The sequence below is a fragment of the Mycolicibacterium aromaticivorans JS19b1 = JCM 16368 genome (assembly GCF_000559085.1).
GTDB classification, from domain to species: Bacteria; Actinomycetota; Actinomycetes; order Mycobacteriales; family Mycobacteriaceae; genus Mycobacterium; species Mycobacterium aromaticivorans.
Map to the genome: position 1 here is coordinate 586,781 of NZ_JALN02000001.1, position 11,469 is coordinate 598,249.

At 67.1% G+C, this 11,469-nt stretch carries 12 protein-coding genes; 3 read left to right on the forward strand and 9 right to left on the reverse strand.

Annotated features, from left to right (window positions below; translation table 11 throughout):
- Positions 1–41: 41 nt before the first annotated feature.
- The 5 genes from bla to rpsO all read right to left on the reverse strand — a co-directional run bounded on the left by bla (position 42) and on the right by rpsO (position 6,128).
- Entirely contained in the window at positions 42–956 is a 915-nt protein-coding gene (bla, locus tag Y900_RS02830) for a class A beta-lactamase (protein WP_036338753.1), read from the reverse strand.
- The gene (locus Y900_RS02835; protein WP_036338756.1) at positions 953–1,978 is read right to left on the reverse strand and encodes a nitronate monooxygenase; all 1,026 of its coding nucleotides are present in this window, start codon (positions 1,976–1,978) and stop codon (positions 953–955) included. Before Y900_RS02835 ends, bla begins: the two co-directional genes overlap by 4 nt.
- Before the next feature lie 2 nt (positions 1,979–1,980).
- Positions 1,981–3,366 carry a M16 family metallopeptidase gene (locus Y900_RS02840; protein ID WP_081845261.1) on the reverse strand — a complete coding sequence of 462 codons (1,386 nt, stop codon included), beginning with the start codon at positions 3,364–3,366 and terminating at the stop codon, positions 1,981–1,983.
- The gene (locus Y900_RS02845; protein ID WP_036338762.1) at positions 3,344–5,593 is read right to left on the reverse strand and encodes a polyribonucleotide nucleotidyltransferase; all 2,250 of its coding nucleotides are present in this window, start codon (positions 5,591–5,593) and stop codon (positions 3,344–3,346) included. The genes Y900_RS02840 and Y900_RS02845 overlap by 23 nt, the downstream gene beginning before the upstream one ends.
- Before the next feature lie 265 nt (positions 5,594–5,858).
- Positions 5,859–6,128, reverse strand: a complete 270-nt coding sequence (rpsO, locus tag Y900_RS02850; protein WP_005148712.1) for a 30S ribosomal protein S15 — start codon at positions 6,126–6,128, stop codon at positions 5,859–5,861.
- 168 nt (positions 6,129–6,296) lie between these two features.
- Between rpsO and Y900_RS02855 the strand changes: the two genes are divergently transcribed.
- The gene (locus tag Y900_RS02855; protein WP_036338767.1) at positions 6,297–6,647 is read left to right on the forward strand and encodes an ArsR/SmtB family transcription factor; all 351 of its coding nucleotides are present in this window, start codon (positions 6,297–6,299) and stop codon (positions 6,645–6,647) included.
- Positions 6,647–7,132, forward strand: coding sequence for an SRPBCC family protein (locus tag Y900_RS02860; RefSeq protein WP_036338770.1), 486 nt, complete (start codon positions 6,647–6,649; stop codon positions 7,130–7,132). Before Y900_RS02855 ends, Y900_RS02860 begins: the two co-directional genes overlap by 1 nt.
- A 6-nt stretch (positions 7,133–7,138) precedes the next feature.
- Here the strand turns inward: Y900_RS02860 and Y900_RS02865 are convergent, their stop codons facing one another.
- On the reverse strand, positions 7,139–8,116 hold the full coding sequence (locus Y900_RS02865) for a bifunctional riboflavin kinase/FAD synthetase (RefSeq protein ID WP_036338773.1): 978 nt from the start codon (positions 8,114–8,116) through the stop codon (positions 7,139–7,141).
- 80 nt (positions 8,117–8,196) lie between these two features.
- Between Y900_RS02865 and mntR the strand changes: the two genes are divergently transcribed.
- A complete protein-coding gene (gene mntR / locus Y900_RS02870; protein WP_036338775.1) occupies positions 8,197–8,901 on the forward strand; it encodes a manganese-binding transcriptional regulator MntR in 705 nt (234 codons plus the stop codon).
- Between the two features lie 12 nt (positions 8,902–8,913).
- On the opposite strand, the gene truB is transcribed toward mntR, so the two are convergent.
- The 3 genes from truB to Y900_RS02885 are packed head-to-tail and all read right to left on the reverse strand — an operon-like array spanning position 8,914 to position 11,404.
- Positions 8,914–9,807, reverse strand: a complete 894-nt coding sequence (gene truB, locus Y900_RS02875; protein ID WP_036338777.1) for a tRNA pseudouridine(55) synthase TruB — start codon at positions 9,805–9,807, stop codon at positions 8,914–8,916.
- Positions 9,804–10,472 (reverse strand): 4'-phosphopantetheinyl transferase PptT, encoded by a 669-nt coding sequence (gene pptT / locus Y900_RS02880; protein ID WP_036338779.1) that lies wholly within the window; start codon positions 10,470–10,472, stop codon positions 9,804–9,806. Before pptT ends, truB begins: the two co-directional genes overlap by 4 nt.
- On the reverse strand, positions 10,469–11,404 hold the full coding sequence (locus tag Y900_RS02885; RefSeq protein WP_036345679.1) for an ACP phosphodiesterase PptH: 936 nt from the start codon (positions 11,402–11,404) through the stop codon (positions 10,469–10,471). Before Y900_RS02885 ends, pptT begins: the two co-directional genes overlap by 4 nt.
- Positions 11,405–11,469: the final 65 nt, after the last annotated feature.

Consider the following 11,469-nt stretch of genomic DNA (forward strand, 5'->3'; position numbering starts at 1 on the left):
TGTCGACGGTCTTCAGTACTGACAGCCGGCGGGGCGGAAACTCATCGCGGGCGCGTCACCTCCGGCAACACCAAAGTCGCCACCTCGGCGATGAGCTGGCGCAGCGGCTCGGCCCGCGCATCGTCGGATCGGGTACGGGTCATGATCGCCAGCAGAACGCGTTCGCCGTTGGGCCCGAATGCGATCCCGACGTCGTTGGTGCTGGCGTAGTCACCGGATCCGGTCTTGTCGGCGGTCGTCCAGCCAGCGGGCAGCCCACCGCGCATGCTCGAGGTGGTGTTGGCGCGCATCCAGTCCTCGAGTTGCGTGCGGTGTGACCCGTCGAGGACGTCGCCGGTCAGCACCCGCGCGAATCCGCCGCCGAGCGCCCGCGGCGTGCTGGTGTCGCGCGGATCGCCGGGAACAGCCGAATTCAGCTCGGTCTCCCAGCGGTCCAGCCGGCTGCGATCATCCCCGATCGAGCGGGCGAACGCGGTGATCGCCGGTGGCCCGCCGATGACACGCAGCAACATGTTCGCCGCGGTGTTGTCGCTGACTTGCAGCGCCGCCGCGCACAGATCCGAAATAGCCATGGGCTGACCGGCATTGGGCTCGGTGCGCGGGGAATTGGGCTTGAGCTCCGCGGGGTCGACCACCACCGTGTCCGTCAGCCGCAACTCCCCCGCCTGCGCCTTCTGCAGCACCCGAGTCGAGAGGTAGACCTTGAACGTCGAGCACATCGCGAACGGGTCGCCGTCGCGGTTCGCCAACTCCACCTTGGAGTTCAGGTTCTGGGCATAGAGCCCGACGAATGCGTTGTGCCGGTTCTCCAGAGCGGCGATGCGCTGCTCGACGGGCGGCAACGGCTCAGCCGGGTCGATGAGCGTCGGATGGGTCGGTGAGGGTTTGACGCCGCACGCCGCGAGAACGGTCAGCGCGCTGCCAGTGACCAGAAGGCGGCGGCGGGACAGGCTCATCGGGTGCCTTCCGCCAATGCCGCCACGATGTCGGCTGCGCTACCCCCGCTGATCTCCCGCCACGCGGTGCCCGCCCACAGATTGGTGCCATGCGGATCACCCGCGGCGACGGCGGCGCGGCGCAGCGGACCCGTCATCTGATTGACATCCGGATAGCCCAGCGGTGCCACATCGTCATAGCGGGCGGTGAAATCATTCGCCAGGCCGCGCGCATACCGGCCCGAAAAGGCCCGTGTCACCACGGTTTCGGTGAAGTTCCGATCGGTCAGCGCCCCGCGGTGGACGGCGTTGGTGCCGGCCTCCTCGGCCAGCAAGAACGCCGTGCCCGCCTGCGCTGCGACCGCTCCGCCGTGCAGCACCCGCCGGACATCCGCCGCGCTGGACAGACCACCCGCCGCGATCACCGGCACGTCGTGGGCTGCGACGATCGCGGACAGCAGCGAATCCAGCGGCTCATCGCCGGGCCGGACGACGGGATCGAAAGTGCCCCGATGCCCGCCGGCTTCCGGGCCCTGCACCACCAGAGCGTCGGCGCCCGCAGCGACCGCCGCGGCCGCCTCGTCCGGGCTGGTGACCGTCACCGCGACCAACACGCCCCGATCACGCAGACGGGCAATGATTTCCGGTGTCGGGCAACCGAAGGTGAACGAGGCCACCTCCGGTGCGGTATCGGCGACCACGTCGATCTTGGACTGCCAGGCGTCGTCGTCGGGATGGGGCCGCGCGATCTCCGCACCGTAGTGATCGGCAAGCGGGGCAAGCCGGTCGCGGTAGCGCTCCAGCTCATCTGCGTTCGCCGCAGACGGCTGCGGCACAAAGAGATTCACCCCGATCGGTGCCGACGTCAACGCCCGGGTGCCGGCAATCACCTCGGCGAACTTGTCCGCAGTCAGATAGCCGGCGGCCACGAAACCCAGGCCGCCTGCGTCGGACACCGCGGCCGCCAGGGCGGGCGTGCTCGGACCGCCTGCCATTGGTGCACCGAGTATCGGTATCGCCAAATCCTGCAGGTGCAGCGGCACGGCTAGCTCCTGATCGTCCGAAGTGGCTGCGGCAGCGATCGTTTGGACTTGTGCGGCCCCAAGACGGCCGCACCGAAAGGCTTGGTGAGCACCTGGCGGGCCACCGCGTTGACCTGATCCAGGGTCACTTCGTCGATGCGCGCCAGAGTGCTCGTGACGCTGCGGTACTCACCGTAGTTCAGCTCGCTGCGACCGAGACGGTGCATTCGCGATGCGGAGTCCTCCAAACCGAGCACCAGACCGCCGCGAATCGAACCCTTGGCGATGCGGCACTCCGCCTCGGTGATGCCGTCACGCGCGACACCCTCGAGGACTTCGGTGGTCAACCGCACCACCTCGTCGAAGCGCTCGGGAAGGCACGCCGCATACACCGACAATGCCCCGGCATCCGAGAAGCTGTCAACCGACGAGTACACCGAATACGCCAGCCCGCGGTTCTCCCGAATCTGTTGGAAGAGGCGGGAACTCAATCCACCACCGAGGGCGGTGTTGAGCACCGAAAGTGCCCAGCGGTGCGGCCAGTGCCGCCCCGGCACCCGGACACCCAGCGACAGATGGGTCTGCTCGGCGTCACGACTGATCAGCTCCAACCGGGGTGCGCCGGTGGCCCGGCCGGTGCCCTTGCGCGGAGCCTGCGGTGTACGGCCTTTGACCAGATGAGTGCCGAAGTGCTTGCGCACCAGCCGGACTACCTCGTCGTGATCGATGTTGCCCGCGACCGCCACGACCATCCGCTCCGGGGTGTAGCGGCGCACATGGAACGAATGCAGCTGCGATCGGGTCATCCCCGACACCGAATCGACGCTGCCGATCACCGGCCGCCCGACGGGATGGTCCCCGAACATCGCCGACAGGAACACGTCGCCCAGGGCGTCTTCGGGATCGTCGTCGCGCATCGCGATCTCTTCGAGCACGACGTCACGCTCCAATTCGACGTCGTGGGGTGCGCAGACGCCGTTGAGTACCACGTCGGCGACCAGATCGACGGCCAACCCCAGATCGTCGTCCAGAACGTGGGCGTAGTAGCAGGTGTGTTCCTTGGCGGTGAAAGCGTTGAGCTCACCGCCGACGGCGTCGACGGACTGCGCGATCTCGACGGCAGTGCGACTCGGCGTCGCCTTGAACAGCAGATGCTCCAGGAAATGCGCGGCGCCGGCGACAGTCGGGCCTTCGTCACGAGAACCGACGTTCACCCAGACGCCCACCGAGGCCGATCGCACCGATGGCACATATTCGGTGACGACCCGCAGGCCGCCGGGAAGTACGGTGCGCCGCACCGCAACCGGCGCCTCGCTAGAGAGGCGCCGGCCGCGGCGAAGCGATGGGTTCATCCCGGCGTCGCTGCGCTCCTGCCCGCCGAGCGGGTTAGCTGCTGGCGGTCGCGGCATCGGCATCAGCGGGTGCCGGTGCAGCGTCTTCGGGAGCGTCGGCCCCGTCTTCGGACACCAGGATCAGCGAGATCTTGCCGCGGTTGTCGATGTCGGCGATCTCCACGCGGAGCTTGTCACCGAGCTTGACGACATCCTCGACCTTGGCGATCCGCTTGCCCTTGCCGAGCTTCGAGATGTGCACCAGGCCGTCACGACCGGGCAGCAGCGACACGAATGCACCGAAGTCGGTGGTTTTCACCACTGTCCCGAGGAAGCGCTCGCCGACCTTGGGCAGCTGCGGGTTCGCGATCGCGTTGATCATGTCGATCGCCGCTTGCGCCGACGGGCCGTCGGTGGCACCGACGAACACGGTGCCGTCGTCCTCGATGGAGATCGATGCGCCAGTCTGCTCGGTGATCGAGTTGATCATCTTGCCCTTGGGTCCGATGACCTCACCGATCTTGTCCACCGGCACCTTGATGGCGGTGACGCGAGGAGCGTACGGGCTCATCTCGTCGGGCTCGTCGATGGCCTCGGCCATCACCTCGAGGATGGTCAGGCGAGCGTCCTTGGCCTGAGCGAGAGCATTGGCCAGCACCTGCGAGGGGATGCCGTCCAGCTTGGTGTCCAACTGCAGAGCGGTGACGAACTCCTTGGTGCCCGCGCACTTGAAGTCCATGTCGCCGAAGGCATCCTCGGCACCGAGGATGTCGGTCAGGGTGACGAACCGACGCTCACCATCAACATCGTCCGACACCAGACCCATGGCGATACCGGCAACCGGGGCCTTGAGCGGCACACCGGCGTTCAGCAGCGACAGCGTCGAGGCACACACCGAGCCCATCGACGTGGAGCCGTTGGAGCCCAACGCTTCCGACACCTGGCGAATCGCGTACGGGAACTCCTCGACACTCGGCAACACCGGCATCAGCGCGCGCTCGGCGAGCGCGCCGTGGCCGATTTCGCGGCGCTTCGGGGAGCCGACGCGACCGGTCTCACCGGTCGAATACGGCGGGAAGTTGTAGTGGTGCATGTAGCGCTTGGAGGTTTCCGGCCCGAGCGAGTCGATCTGCTGAGCCATCTTCACCATGTCGAGAGTGGTGACACCCATGATCTGGGTCTCGCCGCGCTCGAACAGCGCGCTGCCGTGCGCGCGCGGGATGATCGCGACCTCGGCGGACAGGGCGCGGATATCGGTGACGCCGCGGCCGTCGATGCGGAAGTGATCGGTCAGGATACGCTGGCGCACAAGCTTTTTGGTCAGCGAGCGGTAGGCAGCGCCGATCTCCTTCTCGCGCCCGGCGAAGGTCTCGCTGAGCTCTCCGAGGACCTCGTTCTTGATCTCGTCGGTGCGCTCGTCGCGCTCCTGCTTGCCGGCGATGGTGAGCGCCTGCGCCAGCGAGTCGCCGGCCACATGCGAGACGGCCGCATACACGTCGTCCTGGTAGTCCGGGAACAGCGGGTAATCGGCGACCGGCTTGGCGGCCTTGTCGGCCAGCGCCTGCTGCGCATCGCACAACGCGGCGATGAACGGCTTTGCGGCTTCGAGGCCTTCGGCCACGACAGCCTCGGTCGGAGCACCTGCGCCACCGGCGATGAGCTCGATGACATTGTCGGTGGCCTCGGCCTCGACCATCATGATCGCGACGTCATCGCCCGCCTTGCGGCCCGCGACGACCATGTCGAACACCGCTGTCTCGAGCTGCTCGACGGTCGGGAACGCCACCCACTGGCCGTCGATGAGGGCGACGCGCACGCCGCCGACCGGACCGGAGAACGGCAGACCGGAAATCTGGGTGGACGCCGACGCTGCGTTGATCGCCAGCACGTCGTACAGATCCTTGGGATCCAGGCTCAGGATCGTGACCACGACCTGGATCTCGTTGCGCAGGCCCGAGACGAACGTCGGGCGCAGCGGGCGGTCGATCAGTCGACAGGTCAGGATCGCGTCGGTGGAAGGACGGCCTTCGCGGCGGAAGAACGAGCCGGGGATGCGCCCGGCGGCGTACATCCGCTCCTCGACGTCGATCGTCAGCGGGAAGAAGTCGAAATGATCTTTGGGGGTCTTGCTGGCGGTGGTCGCGCTCAGCAGCATGGTCTCGTCGTCGAGGTAGGCGACGACGGAGCCTGCGGCCTGCTGCGCCAGCCGGCCGGTCTCGAAACGTACGGTGCGGGTGCCGAAGCTCCCGTTGTCGATGACGGCGGTCGCTTCGAAGACGCCTTCGTCGATTTCAGCTACAGACATGGATGCCCGTTCAGCCTTTCTGAATTCACTGTTCAGCTGTTTCGCGTCATCACAGGTGCATCCAGTCGGCTACGGCCGTCGATCGAAGCGGCCGGGCGCTCCCCAAATCATTGGGGCCCGGCAGCCACTACCGAAGACCGCCCGATCAGGGAAGCTTCGCTGTGACACGCGGGAACGGGACACGCGGGTTTGCATGCACCGCACCCGTTGTTCGAGCCGCAATCCGGCTCGCAACGCCCCTATGTTACACGGCGGGTCGTGCGCCTCAGCGGCGCAGACCGAGCCGCTCGATCAGCGAGCGGTAGCGCGCGACGTCCAGGTCGGCGACGTACTTGAGCAGCCGGCGACGGCGGCCGACCAGCAACAGCAGTCCGCGCCGCGAGTGGTGGTCGTGCTTGTGCTGCTTGAGGTGCTCGGTGAGATCGGCGATGCGTTTGGTCAGCAGCGCCACCTGGGCTTCCGGCGAGCCGGTGTCGGTCTCATGCAGACCGTACTGGCCCAGGATTTCCTTCTTCTGCTCGGCGGTAAGCGCCACGAAAACATCTCCATCACATCGGTGCCGCGAGGGGAATCGAATGCCGTGGGCCGCCGCGGACTGCAGCGCACGCTGATCGCCGACTCTAGCAGCGCCCACGCCGCGAACCGAAATCGCAGCAGGCCGACCCCTTGACGATGTACAACCATCTGGTTGTACATTGGGGCGGTGACCGTAGCTGCCGAGGACCGTGCGGACGCCCTGTTCCACGCTCTCGCCGACCGAACCCGCCGCGACATCATGCGCCGGGCGCTGGCCGGTGAGCATTCGGTGTCCGCGCTCGCGCTGAAATACGACATGAGCTTCGCCGCGGTGCAAAAACACGTCGCCGTCCTGGAGAAGGCCGGTCTGCTCACCAAGCGGCGCCACGGCCGCGAGCAGTTGGCCAGCGGTGATGTGACCGCCGTGCGGTCGGTGGCGGCGATGCTCACCGAACTGGAAGAGGTCTGGCGCGGTCGGGTCGGCCGCATCGACGACCTCATCGCATCCGAGAAGTCCGAAAAGAAGGAGAACGACTGATGCCTGTCACCGACGTGAAGCACGATCTGGAGAACCTGACGCTCACCATCACCGCTGATTTCGCGGCACCGGTGCAGCGGGTCTGGCAGATCTACGCCGATCCTCGTCAGCTGGAGAAGGTGTGGGGGCCGCCCTCGCATCCGGCGACCTTCGTCGACCACAGCCTCACCCCAGGCAGCCGGGTCACCTACTTCATGACCGGGCCGGACGGCGAGAAATACGCCGGGTACTGGGACATCACCAGCGTCGACGAGCCGACGAGCTTCGCATTTCGGGACGGGTTCGCCGACGCCGATCTGAACCCGAACCCCGATATGCCGGTCTCGGAGAACACCTATACCTTCACCGAACACAACGGCGGCACGCGCGCGATCTACGTCAGCAGGTTCGCCTCCGCTGAGGGCTTGCAGCAGGTGCTGGACATGGGCGTGGTCGAGGGCTCGACGTCGGCGATCAACCAGATTGACGAGCTGCTGGCTGCCTGAGGGCGGTCAGTCCTGCGCGGAGAGAATCGCGCGAGCTTTCTCGGTGTCCTTGCCCATCGCCTTGATCAGGTCGTCCACCGAATCGAACTTGAGCTGGCCACGCAGCCGGGCGACGAAGTCGACCGCGACATGCTGGCCGTAGAGGTCGGCGGCGGTGTCCAGGACGAACGCCTCCACGGTGCGGGTGCGCCCGGAGAACGTCGGGTTGGTGCCCACTGACACCGCGGCCTGATACCGCTCCCCCGGAATCACCGAACCGGTCACCGGGCCGTGGCCCAGCACCGTGAACCACGCCGCGTACACCCCGTCCGCCGGAATCGCGGAGTACATCGGCGGTGCGACGTTGGCGGTCGGGAAGCCCAGCACCCGGCCGCGGCCGTCGCCGCGCACCACCACACCTTCCACGCGATGCGGGCGGCCCAGCGCCTCGGCGGCCGTCACCACGTCACCGGCGTCGACGCAGGACCGGATGTACGTCGAGGAGAACGTGACGGTTTCGCTCTGGTGGTGCTCGGCGACCAGCGACAGGCTCTCGACGGCGAAGCCGAAGCGTTCACCGGCCTTGCGCAGGGTGCCGACGTTGCCGGCCGCCTTCTTGCCGAAGGTGAAGTTCTCGCCGACGATCACCTCGACGACGTGCAGCCGCTCCACCAGCAGTTCATGGATGTAGCGCTCCGGGGTGAGCTTCATGAAATCAGTGGTGAACGGCACCACCAGGAAGACGTCGATGCCCAGTTCCTCGGCCAGCTCGGCCCGCCGGGTCAACGTGGTCAGCTGTGCCGGATGGCTTCCCGGGAACACCACTTCCATGGGGTGCGGGTCGAACGTCATCAGCACCGTCGGGACCCCGCGGGACCGGCCGGCCTTGACCGCACTTCCGATCAGCTCCGCGTGCCCGCGGTGCACACCGTCGAATACGCCGATGGTCACCACGCATCGGCCCCAGTCCGAGGGGATCTCGTCCTGTCCGCGCCACCGTTCCACGACGGCAAGCCTACGGCGCGCCGAGCCGCCCGGACACGCCAGATCCCCAGATCAGGTGATGATTGCCTAAACTTTTGGATGTGAGTCCTGACGACAACCCCAACCCCGGGGTACACGACCTGACGACGGTCGCCCAGGACTACCTCAAGACGATCTGGTCGGCGCAGGAATGGTCGCTCGACAAGGTCAGCACCAAGCTGCTCGCCGAGCGCATCGGGGTGTCGGCCAGTACTGCCTCGGAATCAATCCGCCGGCTCGCCGACCAGGGACTGGTCGACCACGAGAAGTACGGTGCGGTCACGCTGACCGAACGCGGACGGCTCGCGGCGCTGGCGGTGGTCCGGCGGCACCGGCTGTTGGAGACGTTCCTGATGCGCGAGCTCGGCTACAGCTGGGACGAGGTGCACGACGAGGCGGAGATTCTCGAGCACGCCATCAGCGACATGATGCTCGATCGGATCGACGCCAAGCTGGGTCATCCCGTACGCGACCCGCATGGCGACCCCATCCCGACCGCCGACGGCCGGGTTCCCACCCCGCCCGCCCGCCAGCTGTCGGCATGTGTCGACGGCGAACTCGGCACCGTGGCGCGGATTTCCGATGCCGACCCGGAGATGCTGCGCTATTTCGACACCGTCGGCATCAGTCTGGACTCGCGGCTGACGGTGCTCGCTCGGCGAGATTTCGCCGGCATCATCTCGGTGTCGGTGGAATCATCCGACGGGGCAGCGAGCACAGTCGAGCTGGGCAGCCCTGCGGCCCAGGCGATTTGGGTCGTCGGCTAAATCCCCAGCCGGCTAGAGCGTGGCCGGCCGGATCACCACGACTGATCTGGTGCGACCGCCCTTGTCCTCCAGCAATGCGATGACGCGGTTATCGGGATCCGTTGCGGCATACACTCCGCCGATTCCCGCCGAGCCCAACGGCCGCCCGTGGCTGGCGTCCTCGGCTTCGGCAGCGGTGATAGCGCGGCGAGGGAACGCCAGCAGGCAGGCGTCGTCGAGGGAGTAGCTCAGCTGCGGATGTTCGGCGAGTTCGTCCAGCGTCCTGGCGTGATCGAGCCCGTAGCCGCCAACGCGGGTGCGGCGCAGGGCCGTCAGATGCCCTCCGACACCGAGCGCATCACCCAGGTCGCGGGCCAGTGCCCGGATGTAGGTGCCCGACGAGCAGTCCACCGTGACGTCGAGGTCCACAAACGCGCCATCGCGCCGGATCTCGCTCACGTCGAACCGGTCGATTCGCACCGCGCGCTCGGCCAACTCCACCTGCTGGCCTTCGCGCACCAGCTGATAGGCGCGCTTGCCATCGATCTTGACCGCACTGACTGCGGACGGTCGCTGCGAAATCTCGCCGCGCAGGTCCGCGATACCGGCGTGGATCTGTGTGTCCGTGATATCGGCCGCGGAAACATCCTGCAGCACTTCGCCTTCGGCGTCATCGGTGGTGGTGGACCGGCCCAGCCGGACCGTCGCGGTGTACGACTTCGACGTGGCGGTCACCAGTCCCAGGATCTTGGTGGCGCGCTCGATCCCGATGACCAGCACGCCGGTGGCCATCGGGTCGAGGGTGCCGGCATGGCCGACCTTGCGGGTTCCGAAGATCCGCCGGCAGCGGCCCACCACATCGTGGCTGGTCATACCGCCGGGCTTGTCGACGACGACGATGCCGGGCTCCGGTCCGCCGGAGGTCACAACACGATCGCCGTCAGCACCAGGCCGCCGCCCACCGACCACCGGCCGGCCAGTTCGGTCAGCGGCGGGCCGGAGCGCGCGGCCGGGTCGATCAGGATTCGGGACACGAACGTCCCGGTGACGCCGGAAGGGTCGACACCGAACGTGATGTGGGCATCCTCGAATCCCAGCCAGCGCTCGGTCAGCGGGAACCATACTTTGTAGGTTGCTTCCTTGGCGCAGAACAAGATTCGATCCCAGTGCAGTCCGCCCGGCAGGGCGCTCATCTCATAACGCTCGGCGGGCAGGCTGACCGCGTTGAGGACCCCGTCCGGAAGCACGCCGTGCGGTTCGGCGTCGATACCAACCGATCGGACCGCGGTCGTGCGCCCGACCACCGCGCCGCGGTAACCCTGGGTATGCGTCAGGCTGCCCACCACGCCGTCCGGCCAGCACGGCTCACCCTTGTCCCCTTTGAGGATCGGCGCGGGCGGGATACCGAGCTGTCCCAACGCGACCCGCGCGCAGTGGCGGACGGTGATGAATTCGTTGCGCCGCTTGGCCACCGACTTCGCGATCAGCGGCTCCTCCTCGGGCAGCGGAGCCAGATCCGGCGGATCGTCGTACGCCTCGGCGTAGACCAGGTCGTCCAGGTCGGGCAGCACCGCCCGCATCAGCTCACTCATTCGCGCCGACTGCGCAGACGCTCGCGCAGCTTGGTCGACTGCTCCTTCATCTCCTCGGTGATGACGAAGTGGCCGCCGAAATCGTTGAGATAGCCCGGCGCGTACTGCGGGTCGGGCAGGATCTGGCGCAACCAGCGATAAGGCTTGCGGCGCCGCCACTCTCGGGGATAGCCGACGGACACCTCCTCGAAGCGAACGTCGTCGTACCAGGTGGTCCGCGGGATGTGCAGGTGACCGTACACCGAGCAGACCGCGTTGTAGCGGGTGTGCCAGTCGGCGGTCTCGGTCGTCCCGCACCACAGCGAGAACTCCGGGAAGAACAGAACATCGCAGGGCTCACGACGTAACGGGAAGTGGTTCACCAACACCGTCGGCGTCATCCAGTCGAGCTCGTCGAGCCGAGCCTTGGTGTGGCGCAGCCGGTCCCGGCACCACGCATCGCGGGTGGCGTAAGGTTCACTGGACAGCAGGAACTCGTCGGTGGCCACCACGTTGCGTTCCCTGGCGATCGCCAGGCCCTCGGCCTTGGTCGTCGCGCCCGGGGGCAGAAATGTGTAGTCGTAGAGCAGGAACATCGGCACGATGGTCGCCGGGCCGCCCTGCTCGGTCCACACCGGAAACGGGTGTTCGGGAGTGACGATGCCCATCTCGTCGCACATGGTGACCAGATAGTCGTAGCGGGCCCGGCCGAACACCTGGACCGGGTCCTTGCCGGTGGTCCACAGTTCGTGGTTTCCCGGCACCCAGATCACCTTGGCGAAGCGTCGGCGCAGCAGATCCAGCGACCAACGGATGTCGTCGGTGCGCTCGGCAACGTCGCCGGCGACGATCAGCCAGTCGTCCGGGGTCGAGGGATATAGCGATTCGGTGACCGGCTTGTTGCCAGTGTGACCCGTATGCAGGTCACTGATCGCCCAAAGTGTGGGTGCCACAACGTGCCAGCCTACTTGCGCACGCCACCCCGCCTGGTTCTGGGTGATGAAGCGCACCGACCTGA

Bases quoted from the DNA above. Each gene is read 5' to 3' on its own strand.
- bla (WP_036338753.1), bottom strand. From the start codon at position 956: ATGAGCCTGTCCCGCCGCCGCCTTCTGGTCACTGGCAGCGCGCTGACC.
- Y900_RS02840 (WP_081845261.1), bottom strand. From the start codon at position 3,366: ATGCCGCGACCGCCAGCAGCTAACCCGCTCGGCGGGCAGGAGCGCAGC.
- Y900_RS02845 (WP_036338762.1), bottom strand. From the start codon at position 5,593: ATGTCTGTAGCTGAAATCGACGAAGGCGTCTTCGAAGCGACCGCCGTC.
- Y900_RS02860 (WP_036338770.1), top strand. From the start codon at position 6,647: ATGCCTGTCACCGACGTGAAGCACGATCTGGAGAACCTGACGCTCACC.
- pptT (WP_036338779.1), bottom strand. From the start codon at position 10,472: ATGAGTGAGCTGATGCGGGCGGTGCTGCCCGACCTGGACGACCTGGTC.